A 21,275-nucleotide genomic window follows, 5' to 3' on the forward strand; every position below is an offset into this window, starting at 1 on the left:
TATGAAATTACGTGCGAACCGTGTGGGCGAGCAAATGAAAAAAGAATTAGGCGACATTATCAGTCGTAAAATTAAAGACCCACGTATTGGATTTGTTACAGTAACAGATGTACAGGTAAGTGGAGATTTACAAATTGCTAAAGTATATATTTCTGTTTTAGGTGACGAAGAACAGAAAGAAAATACATTAAAAGGTTTAGCGAAGGCAAAAGGCTTTATTCGTTCAGAAATTGGCCAACGTATTCGTCTTCGTAAAACACCGGAAATTTCCTTCGAGTTTGATGAGTCTATTGGATATGGTCATCGAATTGATACACTTTTACATCAAATTAATAAAGACGGTAAACGTGAAGAATAATGGATAGACATTTGTCTATCCATTTTTTCAATGTAAAATAAGTTTTGCATAATTGCAATTACTATAAAAGAATAACGATGAGGTGAGTATATGGAAGGTGTAGTATTATTACATAAGCCAAAGGGAATGACATCACATGATTGTGTGTTCAAATTAAGAAAGATATTGCGTGAGAAACGAATTGGTCATACAGGGACACTGGATCCAGATGTAACAGGAGTATTACCTATTTGCGTTGGGCGTGCAACAAAAATTGCGCAATTTTTAACAAGTGAAACAAAAACATACGAAGGTGAAGTGACATTAGGATTTTCAACAACAACAGAAGATGCTTCTGGTGAAGTTGTGGAGAAACAAGATGTAGATCGTGTCATTACACGTAAAGAAGTAGAAGAGGTACTAGCGGAATTAACAGGGACAATTGAACAAATGCCGCCGATGTTCTCAGCTGTAAAAGTTAACGGGAAAAAACTATACGAATATGCAAGAGCAGGACAAGAAGTTGAACGTCCAGTTCGTACAATTACAATTCATGAATTTGTATTACTTGATGAACGTGAAGTTTTTGAAGGGGAAAATATTTCATTTCGTTTCCGTGTAACGTGTAGTAAAGGAACATATGTAAGAACACTAGCAGTAATGATAGGTGAAAAACTTGGATTTCCATCACATATGTCTCATCTTGTAAGAACAGCATCTGGTGAATTTTTACTAGAAGATTGCATATCATTTGAAGAAATTGAAGAAAACGTGCAAAATGGAACAGTAGAGTCTATTTTCATCTCAATTGATGAGGCGCTAAGTAAGTTTCCAAAAATGGTTGTAGATGAAAAGCAAGCTGAAAAAATAAAGAACGGTATGTTCTTAAAGAATGAATTAGAAACAACAGCGCCATTTATTACAGTATTTGATAAAAATGATCGTTGCTTAGCAATTTATGAGCATCACCCAAAACACCCTGGAATGCTAAAGCCAATGAAAGTACTTGTGAATAATCAAGAACTAAAGCTATAATGAATTATTGGAAGGATTATTACAGAAAAAGGTGAATTCAAGCGTGAAACTTATTCATTTAACTCATCCACATGAACAAAATAAAATAGAATTACCACCTACTGTAATGGCATTAGGATATTTTGATGGCATTCATTTAGGACATCAACGTGTGATTCGAACAGCGAAAAAAATAGCGGATGAAAGAGGATGTAAAAGTGCTGTCATGACGTTCCATCCACACCCATCTGTTGTATTAGGAAAAAAAGAAGCGCATGTGGAGTATATTACACCGATGCGCCTTAAAGAAGAAATCATCGCAAGTTTAGGAATTGATATCTTATATGTGGTGAAATTCGATGAGCCATTTGCTGGATTATTACCACAGCAGTTTGTCGATGAGTATATTATTGGTTTAAATGTAAAGCATGTAGTAGCAGGCTTTGATTATTCATATGGACGTTTAGGAAAAGGGAAGATGGAGACTTTACCATTTCATGCAAGAGGGGAGTTTACACAGACCGTGATCGAAAAAGTTGAATATCAAGAAGAAAAAGTAAGTTCTACTTCATTACGAAAGTTAATTCGAAACGGTGAAATGGAACAAATTCCATCTATTTTAGGGAGAGCTTACACGGTAGAAGGAACAGTTGTACACGGTGATAAGCGTGGACGTCAAATTGGTTTTCCAACTGCAAATGTAGGTTTAAGTGATGAATATTTGTTGCCACCTGTAGGTGTATATGCGGTAAGGTTGAAGGTTCATGATGAATGGCATGATGGTGTGTGTAATATCGGATATAAACCAACTTTCAAAGAGAATGAGCGTCAATTATCTATTGAAGTGCATCTATTTGAATTTAATAAAGACATATACGATCAAAGTGTTACAGTGGAATGGCACATGCGTATAAGAGAAGAAAAAAAGTTTAATGGAATTGATGAGTTAGTTGCGCAAATCGCTCAAGATAAAAAGGTTGCCGAAGAATATTTTGCGAGCGTAAAGAATATACTTGCTTTTTCAAATGAAAAGTAGTATTCTATGTTATGTACTTTATGACAACCATTACTTGGCATTGCGACTCACCGATGCTTGCTAGGTAACTGGGGGTTTAATTATTAGGAGGTGAAATAGGATGGCTTTAACACAAGAGCGTAAAAACGAAATCATTGCACAATTTAGAACTCATGAGACTGATACTGGTTCTCCAGAGGTTCAAATTGCTGTCCTAACGGAGCAAATTAACACTCTAAACGAGCACTTACGTACTCACAAGAAGGATCATCATTCACGTCGTGGTCTATTAAAGATGGTTGGTAAACGTCGTAACTTACTTACTTACCTTCGTAATAGCGATATCACACGTTACCGTGAATTAATCACAAAGCTTGGCTTACGTCGATAGTCAAAGAAGCGGGAATATTCCCGCTTTTTTGTTAGGTAAAAATATATCTTCTACTCTTTATAGCTTACTTAATTTTCGGCAATACTAGAGGAAAGAATATTGTGATATACTACCCATTTACATAGAAGAATTGAATATTTTAAATTGAGAGGGGTACTTAAATGAGTCAGGAAAAGCAAGTCTTCTCGATAGATTTAGCTGGTCGTCAGCTAACAATTGAAACAAGTCAGCTTGCAAAACAAGCAAACGGAGCAGTATTAGTAAGATATGGCGACACAGCAGTTCTATCTACAGCAACTGCATCAAAAGAGCCAAAAAATGTAGATTTCTTCCCGCTTACAGTAAACTATGAAGAGCGTTTATATGCAGTTGGAAAAATCCCAGGCGGTTTTATTAAGCGCGAAGGCCGTCCAAGTGAAAAAGCAATTTTAGCAAGTCGTTTAATTGACCGTCCAATCCGTCCACTTTTCGCAGATGGTTTCCGTAATGAAGTACAAGTTGTCAGCATCGTAATGAGTGTTGATCAAGACTGTTCTTCTGAGATGGCAGCTATGCTTGGTTCTTCATTAGCATTATCTATTTCAGATATTCCATTTGAAGGTCCAATCGCAGGTGCGACAGTTGGTCGTATTAATGGCGAGTTCGTTATTAATCCAACAGTAGAACAGCAAGAACAAAGTGATATGCACCTTGTTGTAGCTGGTACGAAAGATGCAATTAACATGGTTGAAGCAGGAGCGGATCAAGTACCTGAAGAAACAATGTTAGAAGCAATTATGTTTGGACACGATGAAATTAAACGTCTAATTGCATTCCAAGAAGAGATTGTACAAGCTGTCGGTAAAGAGAAAACAGCAGTGAAACTTTATGAAGTGGATGCTGATTTGAATCAAGCTGTACGTGAAATGGCTGAGACAGATATGCATTCTGCAATTCAAGTGCACGAAAAACATGCACGTGAAGATGCAATTAGCGTAGTGAAAAAGCGTGTAATTGAGCATTACGAAGCTCAGGAAGCTGATGCTGATACATTAGGACAAGTAAGTGAGATTTTATATAAAATTGTAAAAGAAGAAGTACGTCGTCTTATTACAGTTGAAAAAATCCGCCCAGATGGTCGTAAAGGTGACGAAATTCGTCCTTTAGCATCAGAGGTTGGCATTTTATCTCGTACACATGGTTCTGGTCTATTCACACGTGGACAAACGCAAGCATTAAGTATTTGTACATTAGGTGCATTAGGCGATGTGCAAATTTTAGATGGTCTAGGTGTAGAAGAGTCAAAACGCTTTATGCACCATTATAATTTCCCTTCATTTAGTGTTGGTGAAACAAGACCAATGCGTGGACCAGGTCGTCGTGAAATTGGTCACGGTGCACTAGGAGAACGTGCTCTTGAACCTGTACTTCCATCTGAAAAGGATTTCCCATATACAGTTCGTCTTGTATCTGAAGTATTAGAATCAAATGGTTCAACTTCACAAGCGAGTATTTGCGGTAGTACATTAGCGATGATGGATGCGGGTGTACCACTTAAAGCACCAGTTGCTGGTATTGCAATGGGTCTAGTGAAATCTGGTGAGCATTACACAATTTTAACAGATATTCAAGGAATGGAAGACCATTTAGGTGATATGGACTTTAAAGTAGCAGGTACTGCAAAAGGTGTAACTGCACTACAAATGGACATTAAAATCGATGGTTTATCTCGTGAGATTTTAGAAGAAGCATTACAACAAGCGAAAGTTGGTCGTATGCACATTTTAAATCACATGTTATCTGTTATCGCGGAACCTCGCATTGAGTTATCTGCGTATGCTCCGAAGATTATTACAATGGCAATTAACCCAGATAAAATTCGTGATGTTATTGGACCAAGTGGTAAACAGATCAATAAAATCATTGAAGAAACTGGCGTTAAAATTGACATCGAGCAAGATGGCACAGTATTCATTTCATCAATTAATCAAGAGATGAATGAAAAAGCGAAGAAAATTATCGAAGATATCGTTCGCGAAGTACAAGTAGGCGAAATCTACTTAGGAAAAGTTAAACGCGTTGAAAAATTCGGTGCGTTCGTTGAATTATTTAGCGGTAAAGATGGACTTGTTCACATTTCTGAACTTGCACTTGAGCGTGTAGGTAAGGTAGAAGACGTTGTGAAAATCGGTGATGAGATTTCAGTTAAAGTTATCGAGATTGACAAACAAGGTCGTGTAAACTTATCTAGAAAAGTATTGCTAAAAGAAGAGCAAGAAAAAGAAGCAGCTAAAGAAGAAGCAGCTAAAGAAGAAAACGCACAAGAGCAACAATAAGTGAAAGCCAGTTTAGCTGGCTTTTTTTGTTATGTAAAAAATGTGATTCATTTAGATTTTTATGTGAGTATAGGTATAGTTTTCATCATAACGCTCAAATTAACAAAGATAAGAAGAAAATGGTTTCTTTTTTATAGTTAATGGGAGGGTTTATATGAAAGCTCGTATATTAGCGTACATATTTATATTTTCTTTATATATGGGTTGTGGCTCTTATTCCGTTTTTGCGCAGGATAACTTGCATGAAGAGATTCAAAAGCATGTAAAACAGTATGAGATTATGCCGCAAAATGCGATGATTGATAAGATTTGGAAGGCGACGCCTGGGTATAATGGAAAACAAGTGGATATAGAAGCGTCCTATAATAATATGAAGAAAATCAAGAAATTTGATCAAAAACAACTTGAATTTAAGGAAGTATCACCGAGTGTTCACTTAGAAGATTTACCACCGGCTCCCATTTATCGAGGACATCCACATAAAAGGATGGTGGGATTAACAATTAATGTGGCCTGGGGTAATGAGTATTTGCCACGTATATTAGAGATATTGAAAAAACATGATGTGAAGGCGACTTTCTTTTTAGAAGGACGCTGGGTGAAAGAAAACTTACGATTTGCCAAAATGATTGTCGATGCAAATCAAGAAGTAGGAAATCATTCTTACACACACCCTAATATGAAAACGCTGTCTACAGATGAAATACGAGATCAATTACAAAAAACGAATCGAATGATAGAAGCAGCTACAAATCAGAAAGTGAGATGGTTTGCTCCGCCAAGTGGAAGCTTTCGGGATGAGGTAGTAAAAATAGCGGATGATTTCCAAATGGGGACGATTATGTGGACTGTAGATACAATTGATTGGAAGCGGCCAGAACCGGGTGTGCTATTGCAGAGAGTAATGCGAAAAATACATCCAGGTGCTATTGTGCTAATGCATCCTACTTCATCTACAACAGAAGCGCTAGATACTATGATTAAAAATTTAAAGGAACAAGGATATAAAGTGGGGAATATTACAGAATTACTAGATGAAAAACGTGTGGATTAAATACATTTGCATGACATTCATCTCTAAACTTGTTATCATTAAATAATAGCAATTATTTAGAGAAACTGGCATTAGGAGGAAAGTTTTTGATTAAAAAATATACGTGTAAAAATGGTGTAAGAATTGTTATGGAGAATATACCAACTGTACGCTCGGTTGCGATTGGTATATGGATCCACGCAGGTTCAAGAAATGAAAATGAAAAAAATAATGGGGTTTCGCACTTTTTGGAACATATGTTCTTTAAAGGGACAGAAACGCGAAGTGCAAGAGAGATTGCAGAATCATTTGATAGCATTGGTGGACAAGTAAATGCTTTTACTTCAAAAGAATATACATGTTACTATGCGAAAGTGCTAGATGAGCATGCTAAATATGCATTAGATGTTTTAGCAGATATGTTCTTTAATTCAACATTTGATGAGGAAGAACTGAAAAAAGAGAAGAATGTTGTATTTGAAGAAATAAAAATGTACGAAGATGCGCCAGATGATATTGTGCATGATATGTTAACGAAAGCGACATATGAAACGCATCCGCTTGGATATCCTATTTTAGGAACAGAAGAAACGCTTGAAACATTTACAGGTGATACGTTACGTCAATATATGAAAGATCATTACACACCTGAAAATGTTGTTGTATCAATTGCAGGGAATATTGATGAAGCATTTTTACAAACTGTAGAGCAATATTTCGGTAGTTACGAAGGGACAACAAATCGTGAACAAGTACATAGCCCAATTTTCCATTTCAATAAAGTAGCACGTAAGAAGGAAACAGAACAAGCTCATTTATGTTTAGGATATAAAGGCTTGCAAATGGGACACGAAGATATTTATAACTTAATTGTATTAAATAATGTTTTAGGCGGTAGTATGAGTAGCCGTTTATTCCAAGAAGTACGTGAGCAACGTGGGTTAGCGTACTCAGTATTTTCTTACCATTCTTCTTATGAAGATACAGGTATGTTAACACTTTACGGTGGAACAGGTAGTAAACAATTAGATACACTGTATGAAACAATGCAAGAAACGTTAAATACGTTGAAAAATACAGGTATTACAGAAAAAGAGCTTGTTAACAGTAAAGAACAATTAAAAGGAAACTTAATGTTAAGTTTAGAAAGTACGAATAGTCGTATGAGCCGTAATGGTAAAAACGAATTGCTTCTTCGTAAACATCGTTCTCTTGATGAGATTATTGAAAGTGTAAACACTGTAACAAAGCAAAATGTAGACGAGTTAATTCGCAATATGTTTACCGATGAATTCTCTGCGGCACTTATTAGTCCGGATGGAAAACTGCCAAAAGGAATGAAACTTTAATCGATCTTGTAATTCATTCGCTTTCGGAAATAACCGTATCTCTTTTATATGAGATACGGTTATTTTTTTTATATATGCAGAATAGGTACTTATTATAGGATAACCTTCATAAAAAGTAGGATAGGGGGAGATTTAATGCGTTTAAGTGAATTAAGTGGCAAAGAGATTGTGGATTTAGAAAGAGCAGAAAAAATGGGAGTTTTAGGTCATGCAGATTTAGAAATTGATGAGAGAGATGGAAAAATACAAGCGCTTATTATACCTGCTGGGAAATGGGGAGGTTTTAAAAGAGAACAGCAAGAAGCGAGAGTAGAATGGAGCAAAATAAAGAAGGTTGGAAATGATATGATACTTTGCGATCTTACGAACCATTCAAGATCATAGTGAAAGATGACCATTTTGGTTGTCTTTTTTTTATCTTTATATAAAGAAAATAAATCACGTGTGCTTTTTGTTTTTCAATCACCTCAAACGCGTACATTACATATGATGTGGAGGAAAAAGAAAAAGTAGGCATTTTTCTTATAAATGAAAGAAAAAGAAGGTGAATTAGGGAATGTTGACTGAGATGCATATTGCTGTCATAGGAGGAGATGCACGGCAGCTAGAAGTAATTCGCAAGCTAGTCGAACTGGACGCGAAACTTTCATTAATAGGGTTTGAACAGTTAGATCATGGCTTCACAGGGGCAGCAAAGGAAAGTATACAAGATTTAAATTTCACTTCTTTAGATGCGATTATTTTGCCGGTTGCAGGGACGAATGCCAGAGGAGAAGTAGATACTATTTTTTCAAATGAAAAAGTTTCCATAACGAAAGAACAAATTGAAAAGACGCCAGAAAACTTCACTATATATTCAGGTATTGGTACACCTTACTTGGAAAATCTCGTAGCTACTACAAATCGCAAACTTGTAAAATTATTTGATCGTGATGATGTTGCAATCTATAACTCTATTCCGACCGTAGAAGGTACACTAATGATGGTTATTCAACATACTGATTACACAATTCATGGATCGAATGTAATGGTTTTAGGATTTGGTAGAACTGGTATGAGTGTTGCAAGAGCCTTTCAATCATTAGGAGCACATGTCAAAGTTGGAGCGAGACGTTCGGAACATATTGCTCGTATTACAGAAATGATGTTTTCTCCTTTTCATATGCAAGACATAGAGAAAGAAGTAGGTAATATCGATATTGTTATTAATACAATTCCACATCTCGTTGTGACAGCGAATGTTATTTCAAAAATGCCAGCTCATACGCTAGTTATTGATTTAGCTTCTAAGCCAGGTGGCACGGACTTTCGCTATGCGGAGAAGCGTGGAGTGAAGGCACTATTAGCACCTGGTCTTCCTGGGATTGTTGCACCGAAAACAGCAGGACAAATATTAGCGAATGTTCTTTCTCAGTTATTAATAGCAGATGCAATCGCAAAGGAGGATGATGAGAAATGAGTTTGAAGGGAAAACGAATTGGTTTCGGATTTACAGGCTCACATTGTACGTATGAAGAAGTTATGCCACATTTAGAGAAGTTAATTGCAGAAGGTGCAGAAGTACGTCCCGTTGTTTCTTATACTGTCCAATCAACAAATACTAGATTTGGCGAAGGGGAAGAATGGATTAAAAAGATCGAAGAAATAACCGGTTTTAAGGCAATTAATTCAATCGTTGGCGCAGAGCCACTAGGACCGAAAATTCCACTAGATTGCATGGTGATTGCACCACTAACAGGGAATTCGATGAGTAAATTTGCAAATGCAATGACAGACTCTCCAGTATTAATGGCAGCAAAAGCGACGCTTAGAAATGGGAAGCCTGTCGTGTTAGCTGTTTCGACGAATGATGCTTTAGGGCTTAATGGAGTAAATCTAATGCGCCTAATGGCTACAAAAGACATCTACTTTGTACCATTTGGCCAAGATGCACCAGAGAAAAAACCGAACTCAATGGTAGCTCGTATGGAGTTACTTGAAGATACAGTATTGGAAGCGCTACAAGGAAAACAATTACAACCTGTTGTTGTAGAAAAATTCAGATATATGAATTAAAAAACGAAAAAAACGTACAATTTTTGTTGAAACCATCATTCTTACTGTAGAATATGATAAAATTAACGTTATTAAGATTAGAGGGGGCATTGTAAGCTCCTTCTAATTCTAAGTTATAGAAGGATTGGTATCTAGAAAGGGGCATAGTGATGGAAAAGCAAAAAACTTTTCATGTCGCTGTAGTTGGAGCAACCGGCGCAGTTGGTGAACAAATGTTAAATACTTTAGAGAAACGAGAATTTCCAATTGGGAAGTTAACGTTACTTTCATCTAAACGATCTGCAGGTAAGAAACTTGTATTTAAAGGCGAAGAATTTACAGTTCAAGAGGCAACTCCTGAAAGTTTTGAAGGAGTAGATATTGCACTATTTAGTGCAGGTGGATCTGTATCGAAACAATTAGCGCCAGAAGCAGCAAAGCGCGGTGCAATTGTTGTTGATAATACAAGTGCATTCCGTATGACAGAAAACGTGCCACTTGTTGTACCTGAAGTAAATGAAAATGATTTAAAAGAACATAATGGTATTATTGCAAATCCAAACTGTTCTACAATTCAAATGGTAGTAGCTCTTGAACCAGTTCGCCAGCAATATGGTTTAAAACGAGTAATCGTTTCCACATATCAAGCTGTATCAGGTGCTGGTGCGGCAGCTATTGAAGAACTTCATGAACAATCACAAGCAATCTTAAATGGCGAAGAAGTAAAGGCGAATGTTTTACCTGTATCAGGTGACGAAAAGCATTTCCAAATCGCTTTTAATGCTATTCCACAGATTGATAAATTCCAAGATAATGGATTTACATTCGAAGAAATGAAAATGATTAATGAAACGAAAAAAATTATGCATATGCCTGAATTAGAAGTAGCTGCGACATGTGTACGTTTACCAGTTGTATCGGGTCATTCCGAGTCTGTGTACATTGAAGTAGATAAAGAAGGCGTAACAGTAGAAGAAATGAAAAACTTACTTGCAAATGCAGAAGGTATTGTACTGCAAGATAATCCAGCAGAGCAGTTATATCCAATGCCAGCTACTGCAGTAGGTAAAAATGAAGTATTCGTTGGAAGAATCCGTAAAGATTTAAATAATGATAAAGGATTCCACCTTTGGGTCGTATCTGATAACTTATTAAAAGGCGCTGCATGGAATTCTGTTCAAATTGCAGAGCGCTTAGTAAAATTACAATTAGTGTAAACGGCTAAGAGAAGGTGCAAAATATGAAAATTATTGTTCAAAAATTTGGTGGTACATCAGTACGTGATGACAATGGGCGCAAGCATGCGCTTCACCATATAAAAAAATCGTTAGCTGCTGGTTATAAAGTAGTTACTGTCGTATCAGCAATGGGCCGTAAAGGTGAACCGTATGCAACTGATACGTTATTAAGTCTTGTAAATCAAGAGGAATCTAATATTTCTAAACGTGAGCAAGATTTATTATTATCATGCGGAGAATTAATCTCAGCAATTGTTTTCTCTAACATGTTGAATGAGAATGGTATAAAAGCAGCAGCATTAAATGGTGCGCAAGCTGGTTTTGTAACGAATAATGACTTTACGAATGCTAAGATTATTGAAATGAATTGCGATCGTATACATGAAGAGTTACAAAATGTAGATGTTATCGTCGTGACTGGATTCCAAGGTCAAACGAAAAATGGAGATACGACAACACTTGGACGCGGAGGTAGTGATACCTCAGCTTCAGCATTAGGTGTTGCGCTTCATGCTGAATATATCGATATCTTCACAGATGTTGAAGGTGTTATGACTGCGGATCCTCGTATCGTAAAAGATGCACGTCATCTTCAAACTGTAACATATAACGAGATTTGTAACATGGCTTATCAGGGTGCGAAGGTTGTTCATCCGCGTGCGGTTGAAATTGCGATGCATGCAAAAGTACCACTTCGTGTACGTTCTACGTATTCGGATAGTGAAGGTACGCTTATTGCGGCATATGATGGTGCTACAAAAGGGCAGGATGTAGAAGAACGTCCTGTTACAGGGATTGCCCATGTGTCAAACGTAACGCAAATTAAAGTGCTTGCAAAAGAAACTGCATATGATTTACAACAACACGTGTTTAAAGAAATGGCTAATGAAGGAATTAGTGTGGACTTAATTAACATTTCTCCTACCGGTGTAGCTTACACAGTAAAGGATAGTGTATCAGCGCGTGCAGTTGAGGTTTTAAAGCAACTTGGATATGATCCAGTTGTGACAGAGCATTGTGCGAAGGTTTCTATCGTTGGTGCTGGAATGGCAGGTATTCCAGGGGTTACAGCGAAAATTGTCACAGCTTTAGCGGAAAAAGGTATTCAAATTCTGCAATCAGCAGATAGTCATACGACAATTTGGGTTCTTGTAAAAGAAGCCGATTTAGTGGAGGCTGTGAATGCATTACATAGTGCATTTGAGCTTTCAAAAGAAAAGCAACTGGAACAATAAGGAGTGAGATCATGATAGATTTTGGGACAATTGCAACCGCGATGGTAACACCGTTTGATAAAAATGGTAATATCGATTTTGCAAAGACAACGAAATTGGTAAATTATTTAATTGATAACGGTACAACAGCAATCGTGGTAGGAGGGACGACTGGAGAATCTCCTACATTAACATCAGAAGAAAAAGTAGCGTTATATCGCCATGTCGTATCTGTTGTCGATAAAAGGGTGCCCGTCATCGCTGGAACAGGTAGCAATAATACGCATGCTTCTGTTGATTTAACAAAAAAGGCAACTGAAGTTGGTGTTGATGCAGTTATGCTAGTGGCACCGTATTATAATAAACCGAGTCAAGAAGGGATGTACCAGCACTTTAAAACAATCGCTGAAAGCACTCCGCTTCCGGTAATGCTATATAATGTTCCAGGACGATCTATTGTACAAATCTCCGTTGATACAGTTGTTCGTTTATCAGAAATCGAAAACATTGTTGCGATTAAAGATGCAGGCGGCGATGTATTAACAATGACAGAAATCATTGAAAAAACAGCGGACGACTTTGCAGTATACAGCGGTGATGATGGTTTAACATTACCAGCTATGGCAATTGGAGCAAAAGGTATTGTTTCTGTAGCATCTCATGTTATCGGGAATGAAATGCAAGAAATGATTGCTGCATTCCAAGCTGGAGAGTTCAAAAAAGCGCAGAAATTACATCAATTACTAGTAAAAGTAACGGATGCACTATTTATGGCGCCGAGCCCAACACCAGTAAAAACAGCATTACAAATGGTGGGATTAGATGTAGGTTCTGTACGTTTGCCACTTCTTCCATTAACGGAAGAAGAAAGAATAACGTTACAATCCGTAATGCAATCTATTCCTCGTTAATAAAAATGACCTAGTGTGAAACTAGGTCATTTTTATTTTGACTAACTATATGTAAGTGATGAAAATTAGCTATAGTTAATAGGCTGTAATAAGAAGGGGATGGCAGGGGGGAGAATTAGTAAGAAACTGATTACAGAGATAAGGTTTTTTTAGTGAATATCGTTTCATGTTTATGTAAAGAATTTACATGAATATTTTTCCATCAAACTCTTATTACGTAGGGAAAATAGTAAAACCGATATGAATTTTGCCCTCTTAAATTATAATCTCATTTTAGTGTCTTCTCTTGTCTTTCGCATAATTTAACTTGTGTTCTATTTCTTGTATCAGTTATAATATGGCTAAGTAGCTTAGTACGGGTATGCTTAGCAAAATTGGTAAAAATTACGATTTAATGAAATTTTCATATCATATCGAATAAGATATTTGATTTATATAATGAAAGAGAGGTGAAACCTGGTTTAAAAAATTAACAAGGACATGATATCGCATAACGGTAAGGACATTCGTCTTGGACGGTGAATATATGGTGGTTGTAGAGTTTCCCCTGGTGTCTCTGCAATTTTAGTGAAATCAGTGTTTGCAAGATTTTTAAACCAGGCAACAACATGAAGAGAAAAGAGAATGAGTCTGTTAAAGTATTTGCTCTTGGCGGAGTAGGTGAAATCGGTAAAAACATGTACTGTGTTGAAATTGATTCTGAAATCTTTATTGTAGATGCAGGATTGATGTTCCCGGGAGATGAAATGTTTGGGATTGATATTGTTATTCCTGACATTACATATTTAGTAGAAAATCAAGAGCGAGTAAAAGGACTATTTATTACCCATGGTCATGAAGATCATATTGGTGGAATTGTTTATGTGCTTCGTAAATTATCTATTCCAGTATATGCGACGAAATTAACGGTAGGACTTATACAAGAAAAGCTTGGCGAAGCAGGAATGTTAGGCCGTGTAGACTTAAAAACAATTGACTCGAATTCAACAGTAGAGTTTAATTCAACAAATGTGTCATTCTTCGGAACGACACATAGTATTCCGGATTCTGTGGGTGTTTGTTTCCATACATCAAAAGGTGCTGTAGTATATACAGGAGACTTTAAATTTGATCAAACTCCAATCGGAAATAGTGGAGCAGATCTTGGGAAAATGGCGCAAATTGGAAATGAAGGCGTACTTTGCTTGTTATCTGATAGTACAAACGCTGAACGTCCTGGTTATACAGGTTCGGAAAAAGAAGTTGGTATAGAGATTTCTAAAGTATTCTATAGTTCAGAAGGGCGTATTATTGTTGCTTCATTTGCCTCCAATGTACATCGTATTCAACAAGTGTTTGATGCAGCTGCTGAAACTGGAAGGAAAGTAGCGGTAGTAGGACGTAGCATGGTGAAAGTGGTAGATATTGCAAGACGTCTTGGTTATTTAGATGTTCCAGAAGGTATGGTTATTTCATTACAAGAAATAGACAATTTCCCGGAAAAAAAGGTAGCTATCTTAACGACTGGTAGTCAAGGGGAACCGATGGCAGCCCTTTCTAGAATGGCGAAGCAAGCTCATAAACAAATTTCAATTCGTAAAGGTGATACTGTTATTATTGCAGCTTCTCCAATTCCAGGGAATGAAGTATCTGTATCAAAAATTATTGACTTGTTATTTAGATCTGGTGCTGAGGTTATTTATTACGGTGAAAGAAAAGTTCACGTTTCAGGTCATGGTAGCCAAGAAGAATTAAAGCTGATGATAAATTTAATGAAGCCGAAGTATTTTGTACCCGTACATGGTGAGTTCCGTATGCAAAAAGCACATGCGTATTTAGCGGAAGATGTAGGTATTGCGAGAGAGAATATCTTTATCGTAGAAAAAGGCGATGTAATTGCTTTTGGTGACGATGAAGCAAAATTAGCTGGTAAAGTGCAAGCTGGTAATGTTTTAATTGATGGATTAGGTGTAGGTGACGTCGGTAACATCGTTCTTCGAGATAGAAAGATGTTATCTCAAGATGGAATTTTAGTTGTTGTTGTAACACTAGGTAAGGATGAAAAGAAAATAATCTCTGGTCCAGAAATTATTTCACGCGGCTTTGTATATGTTCGTGAATCAGAAGCATTAATCGAACGATCCACAGATATTGTACGTATGATTGTTGAACAATCAATTAAAGAATATACAATTGAATGGTCTATGTTGAAACAAAATATTCGTGAATTATTAGGGCAGTTCTTGTACGAAGAAACGAAGAGAAAGCCAATGATTTTACCGATTATTATGGAAGTATAAAGAAGGTCACCTTTACAGGTGATCTTTTTCTTTTTTAACCCTATCGAATGAAATTCATAACTTAAGAAATAATAGTTATATACGAGTGAAAGGGGATGCGATATGACAGAACGTGATCGTTATACAAATGAAGAAAAAGAAGCTGAGCCGAAAGAAGTTCCAAAAGAGGCTTCTATAGTGGAGAAAATTCAGCAACTTGGACAGACAAATGTACCACAAATGAATGAATCGCGTATTCATTGCTTAACAATTGTTGGGCAGGTGGAAGGTCATATTCAGTTGCCACCACAAAATAAAACAACAAAATATGAACACATCATTCCGCAAATTGTCGCGATTGAACAAAATCCAAAAATTGAAGGCTTACTGTTAATATTAAATACAGTTGGGGGTGACGTTGAAGCTGGATTAGCGATTTCTGAAATGGTGGCTTCGCTTTCAAAGCCAACTGTATCTCTTGTTTTAGGAGGAGGGCATTCAATCGGTGTACCGATTGCGGTCTCAACTGATTATTCATTTATTGCCGAAACAGCGACGATGACAATTCATCCGATTCGTTTAACAGGTCTTGTTATAGGTGTGCCACAAACATTTGAGTATTTGGATAAAATGCAAGAAAGAGTCATTCGATTTGTGACAAAGCATTCGAAAGTAACGGAAGATCGTTTTAAAGAGCTTATGTTTGCAAAAGGGAATTTGACGCGAGATATTGGGACGAATGTAATAGGTGGAGATGCAGTGAAGTATGGTCTTATAGATGGTGTCGGTGGTATTGGTAGCGCACTTCGAAAATTAAACGAATTAATTGATGAACACAAGGATAATAGTACAGAAGGGACAATGCTACAATGATTTTATATACAATTATGCCAGAGCAACTTGTGTATCCGGCCGATTATTCACAATGCGAAAGCCAAAAAGTTGTGAATATAAATGGCGTGGAATTAGTGGTTTCTGAGGAGGATAATCAATGTTACTCTATTGTACGTGTATTAAGTACGAATCCGTCTCACTACCTAGAGTTTGAGCCTGGACAGAAAATTACCTTTTAGCAAAAAGAAGGATTTTGTTTAGGAGCTATGGTATAATATAAAAAACAAGACGGTTGAGCAGCCATGAGTAGGCTGCTTTCTTCTGTTTATTTAACATTTTACAAGAAGTGTAAAAATAGAAGATATAAAGACCTGAAAAATAGAGAGAAAGACATGTAAGTGGAGCTTTTTTATAAGAAAGTTGTACTTAATTTTTAGAACACGAGGTGAAGAAATGGCAAAACAAAAGCAAAGAGGGACGAAGGCTAAGGCAAGACGTACGATAAAGCCAACTTTGTATTATGAAATCGTCGGGTTGACTCTTTTTGCACTTTCGATTATTACGATTTTACAGCTAGGTGTTGTAGGGAAATCGTTTGTGTTATTTTTTCGCTTCTTCTTTGGTGAGTGGTACATAATTGGTGTATTAGGTGTAATAGCTTTATCTGTTGCGTTTGTAATAAAGCGGGGATGGCCCAACCTTTTAAATAAACGGCTAATAGGTGTTTATTTAATTGTACTAGCAATATTAATGTTTAGTCATATTACATTATTTAACCTGCTTACGAAAGATGGAGCTGTGCAAAATACTTCTGTAATTGTTAGTACAAAAGATTACTTCTTCCTTGAAATGAAAAAGGGCCCGGATAGTGTTCATTTAGGTGGTGGTATGTTCGGTGCACTGATGTTCGCAACGTGCTACTTCTTATTTGACGAAGTAGGGGCATATATCATTGGAATTATTTTAGTTATTCTTGGAATACTTTGTATAACAAATAAACATATTGGAGAAGTACTTGCTCCGGTAGGGAGAATTCTTAGAAGTCAGTTTCAAGTCATGCAAGGGGATTATAAAGATTGGAAATCTCAAAGGGTCGCCGAGCAAACTGAAAAGAAAAAAACAACAAGAAGCAAGAGGCGTGAACGTGTTGCTGAACAAGAAGAAGCTATTGAGCCAGTAGAAGAAATAGAAATTGGTCCACCAATTATTTCGAATTTTACTGAGAATTATCCAGTACGTGAAGAGACGGAAAAGCAGATAGAAGAAAATGATTTAATCACTCCTCCGTTTATTGAAGAGGCAGTTCCGCCTGCGCCAGAAGAACAACCTCACAAGAAACGAGGAGAAAAAATCGTTGAATCGCTAGAAGGTGAAACGAAAGCACCTCCTATGCAATTTTCTAATGTGGAAAATAAAGATTATAAGCTTCCTTCGCTTGATATATTAAAGTTTCCCCAAAATAAGCAAGTTACAAATGAAAATGCGGAAATTTATGAAAATGCTCGTAAATTGGAACGTACATTCCAAAGTTTTGGTGTGAAAGCGAAAGTAACAAAAGTACATAGAGGTCCTGCAGTTACGAAATATGAAGTGTATCCTGATATGGGAGTAAAGGTAAGTAAAATTGTTAGTTTAAGTGATGATTTAGCGCTTGCTTTAGCAGCGAAAGACATTCGTATTGAAGCACCTATTCCCGGGAAATCAGCTGTAGGGATTGAGGTTCCGAATTCAGAAGTTTCTATGGTAACGCTGAGAGAAGTTCTTGATTCAAAGGCGAATAACCACCCAGAAGAGAAGTTATTAATCGGTCTTGGACGTGATGTTACAGGAGAGGCTGTATTGGCACGTTTAAATAAAATGCCCCATTTATTAGTAGCTGGTGCGACTGGTAGTGGAAAGAGTGTATGTATTAATGGAATTATTGTAAGTATTTTAATGCGTGCAAAACCGCATGAAGTAAAATTAATGATGATTGATCCGAAAATGGTAGAGTTAAATGTATATAACGGTGTTCCGCACTTATTAACACCAGTCGTAACAGATCCGAAAAAAGCATCACAGGCTTTGAAGAAAGTTGTGAGTGAAATGGAGCGTCGTTATGAATTATTCGCGCATAGCGGTACGCGTAACATTGAAGGATATAATGATTATATTAAAGAACATAATAGCCAATCGGAAGCGAAACAACCTGAATTACCATATATTGTAGTAATTGTGGACGAGTTAGCTGATTTAATGATGGTTGCTTCTTCGGATGTAGAAGATGCGATTATGCGTTTAGCACAAATGGCACGTGCTGCTGGTATTCATTTAATTATTGCGACTCAGCGTCCGTCAGTTGATGTTATCACAGGTGTTATTAAAGCGAATATTCCATCGCGTATTGCATTTGCTGTATCTTCCCAAATAGATTCTCGAACGATTCTTGACGGTGGTGGTGCAGAAAAGTTGCTAGGTCGTGGAGATATGTTATTCATACCAATTGGTGCATCGAAACCTGTTCGTGTACAAGGGGCGTTTTTATCAGATGATGAAGTTGAGAGAGTCGTAGAATCTGTTATTGCGCAGCAAAAAGCGCAATATCAAGAGGATATGATTCCACAAGATGTTCCTGAAACAAAGCAGGAAGTAGAAGATGAATTATATGATGAAGCGGTTCAGCTTGTAGTAGAAATGCAAACAGCATCTGTTTCTATGTTACAACGTAGATTTAGAGTAGGATATACGCGAGCAGCTCGTTTAATTGATGCCATGGAAATGAATGGTGTAGTAGGTCCTTATGAAGGTAGTAAACCAAGGGGAGTACTCATTAAAGATGTACAAGAAAAAAGTTCTTAAAAAAAGCCTAATTGTTTTACAATTAGGCTTTTTTATATGCTGTTTTTGTTATATACTATATTCAACAGAAAAGAAAGTGCTTACATAACAGGGAGCTCTTTAGAATACGAATGCTTATCGTTTTGGTTTTCAAAACGTTCGATATTTAATGTAGAAAAATGTTGAATTCTGTTGACACATATGGGAGCAAGTGGTAAGATTACTTCGAAAAGAATCACTGCCTCATATAATCTTGGAGATAAGGTCCATAAGTTTCTACCTGGCAACCATGAATTGCTAGACTATGAGGGGAAAAGTGTGTAACAAAGGATGTAAGGAATCTTTGTGCCGAACTTTTTCTCTATATGAGAAATGTTTATGGTACAAAGTTTTTTTTATGGGATAAAGTGTGAAAATTTCATCTTGAAAAATTATTAATATTTATTCGATAATTACGCTTATTTTTAGTATTTAGTAATTTATACTATGTTGTAAGTTGAAAAAAGAGAAAAGAAGTCTTACATCAGAGGTCGAATAATTGAAATGCGGGGGAGTCTTATGTCAGTAAAATCCGATAGTCGTCACCTATATTTGCGGGTGATTGATCACATCAAAGGAAAAATTAAAGATGGGGCTTACAAAGAAAAACAAAAGTTACCTTCAGAGTTTGATCTAGCGAAAGAACTTGGTGTAAGTAGGGCAACTTTAAGGGAAGCACTACGTATTTTAGAAGAAGAAAATGTTGTTATTCGTAGACATGGTGTAGGGACATTTGTAAATGCGAAGCCGTTATTTTCTTCTGGAATAGAGCAACTTTCTAGTATTACAGATATGATTTCTAGTGTGGGGAAAACACCAGGAACAATCTTTTTATCATCATCTACAACAACTTTAACAGAAGAAGAAAAAGAGAAATTTAATTGTGAAGATGCTTTTAGCGCAGTAATGATTGAACGTGTTCGTACAGCGGATGGGGAACCAGTTGTATATTGCATTGATAAACTGGCAAAAGAGATATTACCAGATTTATCGGGATACAATGAGGAATCGCTGCTTACAGTAATACATAATAATACGCACAAGCGTATCACATACGCAGTTGCTCACATTGAACCGATTGGTTATCACCCGAAAATTTCACCGATTTTAGAATGTGAACCTGAAACGGCACTGCTAGTTTTAAAACAAATGCACTATGATCAAAATGATGAGCCAATCTTATATTCTATTAATTACTTTAGAGCTGATAAGTTTAGCTTCCACGTATTAAGAAAACGTATGTAGGGAAGTTCCTTTTTAGGGAGGTGACAGCAAGAAGTAAGGGACAGCAGCGTATGAATCATTAGACAAAACATTTCAGGAGGGGTTTCTAGTATGAAGAAAAAAACAGGTCTTTTATTATCGTTAACGTTAGCAGCAAGTACAGTGTTAGGTGCATGTGGTAACTCGGATAAAGCGGATAGTGACAAAAAAGGGGATAAAGAGTTTAAGGTTGGTATGGTTACAGATGTTGGGGGCGTTGATGACAAATCATTTAACCAATCAGCTTGGGAAGGTTTAACGAAATTTGGTAAAGACAACGATTTAAAGAAAAATGAAGGATATCGTTACCTTCAATCAAGTAAAGATGCTGATTACATTCCAAATTTAACGAAATTTGCGAAAGATAATTATAACACAACATTTGGTATTGGATACTTAATGGAGAAATCAATTGAAAAGGTGGCTGAACAGTATCCAAAAGAGCAATTTGCGATTGTAGATACAGTTGTAAAGAAGCCGAACGTAACAAGTATTACATTTAAAGACCATGAAGGTTCATTCCTAGTTGGAGCTGTAGCAGCGATGACAACAAAATCAAATAAAGTTGGTTTTGTTGGTGGTGTGAAGAGCCCGTTAATTACAAAATTCGAATCAGGTTTTAAAGCTGGTGCAAAAGCAGTAAATCCAAATATCGAAATTGTATCACAATATGCTGATGCATTTGATAAGCCAGAAAAAGGATCTGTATTAGCTTCAGCAATGTACGGTCAAGGCGTTGACGTAATTTACCATGCTTCAGGTGCAACTGGTAACGGTGTATTCACAGAAGCGAAAAACCGTAAGAAAAAAGGTGAAAATGTTTGGGTAATCGGTGTTGACCGTGACCAAAATCAAGAAGGCATGCCTGAAAACGTAACTTTAACTTCAATGGTAAAACGTGTTGATGTTGCAGTAGCAAAAGTAGCGCAAGAAGCGAAAGACGGTAAGTTAAAAGGCGGTAAAGTAGAAGAGTTCGGCTTAAAAGATGATGGCGTTGGTATTGCGAAAACAACTGATAATGTGAAAAAAGTAAACCCAGAAATTTTAACAAAAATAGAAGAGTTTGAGAAGAAAATCACTGCTGGTGAAATTAAAGTACCTGCGACTGATGATGAATATAAAGCATACGAAGCTGCTCTAAAGAAATAATGATAGAGCAATAGCAAAGGTTAGTTCTTAGAACTAACCTTTGCATATATAAAAATACTTTTAA

General features: G+C 36.6%; 19 protein-coding genes and 1 riboswitch. All 19 genes read left to right on the top strand.

Annotated elements, in window-relative coordinates; translation table 11 throughout:
* Position 1: 1 nt before the first annotated feature.
* The 19 genes from rbfA to MR155_RS03785 all read left to right on the top strand — a co-directional run bounded on the left by rbfA (position 2) and on the right by MR155_RS03785 (position 21,211).
* On the top strand, positions 2-358 hold the full coding sequence (gene rbfA / locus MR155_RS03690; RefSeq protein ID WP_002146104.1) for a 30S ribosome-binding factor RbfA: 357 nt from the start codon (positions 2-4) through the stop codon (positions 356-358).
* 90 nt (positions 359-448) lie between these two features.
* On the top strand, positions 449-1,372 hold the full coding sequence (gene truB / locus MR155_RS03695; protein WP_219303409.1) for a tRNA pseudouridine(55) synthase TruB: 924 nt from the start codon (positions 449-451) through the stop codon (positions 1,370-1,372).
* A 43-nt stretch (positions 1,373-1,415) separates the two neighbouring features.
* The gene (ribF, locus tag MR155_RS03700; RefSeq protein ID WP_242307977.1) at positions 1,416-2,387 is read left to right on the top strand and encodes a bifunctional riboflavin kinase/FAD synthetase; all 972 of its coding nucleotides are present in this window, start codon (positions 1,416-1,418) and stop codon (positions 2,385-2,387) included.
* 100 nt (positions 2,388-2,487) lie between these two features.
* Positions 2,488-2,757, top strand: a complete 270-nt coding sequence (rpsO, locus tag MR155_RS03705; RefSeq protein ID WP_001229392.1) for a 30S ribosomal protein S15 — start codon at positions 2,488-2,490, stop codon at positions 2,755-2,757.
* A gap of 161 nt (positions 2,758-2,918) precedes the next feature.
* Positions 2,919-5,072 (top strand): polyribonucleotide nucleotidyltransferase, encoded by a 2,154-nt coding sequence (gene pnp / locus MR155_RS03710; protein WP_113936805.1) that lies wholly within the window; start codon positions 2,919-2,921, stop codon positions 5,070-5,072.
* A gap of 154 nt (positions 5,073-5,226) precedes the next feature.
* Positions 5,227-6,126, top strand: a complete 900-nt coding sequence (locus MR155_RS03715) for a polysaccharide deacetylase family protein (protein ID WP_242307991.1) — start codon at positions 5,227-5,229, stop codon at positions 6,124-6,126.
* Positions 6,127-6,212: 86 nt separating this feature from the next.
* On the top strand, positions 6,213-7,454 hold the full coding sequence (locus MR155_RS03720) for a M16 family metallopeptidase (RefSeq protein WP_113936807.1): 1,242 nt from the start codon (positions 6,213-6,215) through the stop codon (positions 7,452-7,454).
* A 135-nt stretch (positions 7,455-7,589) separates the two neighbouring features.
* A complete protein-coding gene (locus MR155_RS03725; protein WP_242308005.1) occupies positions 7,590-7,838 on the top strand; it encodes a YlmC/YmxH family sporulation protein in 249 nt (82 codons plus the stop codon).
* 172 nt (positions 7,839-8,010) lie between these two features.
* Positions 8,011-8,913: a dipicolinic acid synthetase subunit A gene (gene dpaA, locus MR155_RS03730; protein WP_002128797.1), complete on the top strand. Its 903-nt coding sequence runs from the start codon at positions 8,011-8,013 to the stop codon at positions 8,911-8,913.
* Positions 8,910-9,509: a dipicolinate synthase subunit B gene (dpaB, locus tag MR155_RS03735; RefSeq protein WP_002111357.1), complete on the top strand. Its 600-nt coding sequence runs from the start codon at positions 8,910-8,912 to the stop codon at positions 9,507-9,509. The genes dpaA and dpaB overlap by 4 nt, the downstream gene beginning before the upstream one ends.
* Before the next feature lie 149 nt (positions 9,510-9,658).
* Complete coding sequence (asd, locus tag MR155_RS03740) at positions 9,659-10,705, top strand: aspartate-semialdehyde dehydrogenase (protein WP_002014577.1); 1,047 nt, start codon at positions 9,659-9,661, stop codon at positions 10,703-10,705.
* Between the two features lie 23 nt (positions 10,706-10,728).
* Positions 10,729-11,961, top strand: coding sequence for an aspartate kinase (dapG, locus tag MR155_RS03745; RefSeq protein ID WP_002137918.1), 1,233 nt, complete (start codon positions 10,729-10,731; stop codon positions 11,959-11,961).
* An 11-nt stretch (positions 11,962-11,972) separates the two neighbouring features.
* A complete protein-coding gene (gene dapA, locus MR155_RS03750) occupies positions 11,973-12,851 on the top strand; it encodes a 4-hydroxy-tetrahydrodipicolinate synthase (RefSeq protein ID WP_002014579.1) in 879 nt (292 codons plus the stop codon).
* Positions 12,852-13,459: 608 nt separating this feature from the next.
* On the top strand, positions 13,460-15,130 hold the full coding sequence (locus tag MR155_RS03755; RefSeq protein WP_002014581.1) for a ribonuclease J: 1,671 nt from the start codon (positions 13,460-13,462) through the stop codon (positions 15,128-15,130).
* Positions 15,131-15,232: 102 nt separating this feature from the next.
* Positions 15,233-15,982, top strand: coding sequence for a translocation-enhancing protein TepA (gene tepA, locus MR155_RS03760; protein ID WP_113936839.1), 750 nt, complete (start codon positions 15,233-15,235; stop codon positions 15,980-15,982).
* A complete protein-coding gene (locus tag MR155_RS03765; protein ID WP_002088064.1) occupies positions 15,979-16,182 on the top strand; it encodes a YlzJ-like family protein in 204 nt (67 codons plus the stop codon). The genes tepA and MR155_RS03765 overlap by 4 nt, the downstream gene beginning before the upstream one ends.
* Before the next feature lie 214 nt (positions 16,183-16,396).
* The gene (locus MR155_RS03770; protein ID WP_002014584.1) at positions 16,397-18,781 is read left to right on the top strand and encodes a DNA translocase FtsK; all 2,385 of its coding nucleotides are present in this window, start codon (positions 16,397-16,399) and stop codon (positions 18,779-18,781) included.
* Positions 18,782-18,983: 202 nt separating this feature from the next.
* A riboswitch (purine riboswitch) is annotated at positions 18,984-19,085 on the top strand.
* A 233-nt stretch (positions 19,086-19,318) separates the two neighbouring features.
* On the top strand, positions 19,319-20,044 hold the full coding sequence (locus MR155_RS03780; RefSeq protein WP_002088063.1) for a GntR family transcriptional regulator: 726 nt from the start codon (positions 19,319-19,321) through the stop codon (positions 20,042-20,044).
* 90 nt (positions 20,045-20,134) lie between these two features.
* Entirely contained in the window at positions 20,135-21,211 is a 1,077-nt protein-coding gene (locus MR155_RS03785) for a BMP family lipoprotein (RefSeq protein WP_002066754.1), read from the top strand.
* Positions 21,212-21,275 lie beyond the last annotated feature (64 nt).

It is taken from the genome of Bacillus cereus group sp. BfR-BA-01331 (assembly GCF_022663915.1).
GTDB classification, from domain to species: Bacteria; Bacillota; Bacilli; order Bacillales; family Bacillaceae_G; genus Bacillus_A; species Bacillus_A mycoides.

What these genes read in the sequence shown, in the direction of transcription:
- MR155_RS03725 (WP_242308005.1), top strand. Translation starts at nt 7,590, where the DNA reads ATGCGTTTAAGTGAATTAAGTGGCAAAGAGATTGTGGATTTAGAAAGA.
- MR155_RS03780 (WP_002088063.1), top strand. Translation starts at nt 19,319, where the DNA reads ATGTCAGTAAAATCCGATAGTCGTCACCTATATTTGCGGGTGATTGAT.
- dapA (WP_002014579.1), top strand. Translation starts at nt 11,973, where the DNA reads ATGATAGATTTTGGGACAATTGCAACCGCGATGGTAACACCGTTTGAT.
- asd (WP_002014577.1), top strand. Translation starts at nt 9,659, where the DNA reads ATGGAAAAGCAAAAAACTTTTCATGTCGCTGTAGTTGGAGCAACCGGC.
- MR155_RS03785 (WP_002066754.1), top strand. Translation starts at nt 20,135, where the DNA reads ATGAAGAAAAAAACAGGTCTTTTATTATCGTTAACGTTAGCAGCAAGT.
- dpaA (WP_002128797.1), top strand. Translation starts at nt 8,011, where the DNA reads ATGTTGACTGAGATGCATATTGCTGTCATAGGAGGAGATGCACGGCAG.
- pnp (WP_113936805.1), top strand. Translation starts at nt 2,919, where the DNA reads ATGAGTCAGGAAAAGCAAGTCTTCTCGATAGATTTAGCTGGTCGTCAG.
- truB (WP_219303409.1), top strand. Translation starts at nt 449, where the DNA reads ATGGAAGGTGTAGTATTATTACATAAGCCAAAGGGAATGACATCACAT.
- MR155_RS03755 (WP_002014581.1), top strand. Translation starts at nt 13,460, where the DNA reads ATGAAGAGAAAAGAGAATGAGTCTGTTAAAGTATTTGCTCTTGGCGGA.
- dpaB (WP_002111357.1), top strand. Translation starts at nt 8,910, where the DNA reads ATGAGTTTGAAGGGAAAACGAATTGGTTTCGGATTTACAGGCTCACAT.
- rpsO (WP_001229392.1), top strand. Translation starts at nt 2,488, where the DNA reads ATGGCTTTAACACAAGAGCGTAAAAACGAAATCATTGCACAATTTAGA.
- rbfA (WP_002146104.1), top strand. Translation starts at nt 2, where the DNA reads ATGAAATTACGTGCGAACCGTGTGGGCGAGCAAATGAAAAAAGAATTA.
- dapG (WP_002137918.1), top strand. Translation starts at nt 10,729, where the DNA reads ATGAAAATTATTGTTCAAAAATTTGGTGGTACATCAGTACGTGATGAC.
- MR155_RS03765 (WP_002088064.1), top strand. Translation starts at nt 15,979, where the DNA reads ATGATTTTATATACAATTATGCCAGAGCAACTTGTGTATCCGGCCGAT.
- MR155_RS03770 (WP_002014584.1), top strand. Translation starts at nt 16,397, where the DNA reads ATGGCAAAACAAAAGCAAAGAGGGACGAAGGCTAAGGCAAGACGTACG.
- tepA (WP_113936839.1), top strand. Translation starts at nt 15,233, where the DNA reads ATGACAGAACGTGATCGTTATACAAATGAAGAAAAAGAAGCTGAGCCG.
- MR155_RS03715 (WP_242307991.1), top strand. Translation starts at nt 5,227, where the DNA reads ATGAAAGCTCGTATATTAGCGTACATATTTATATTTTCTTTATATATG.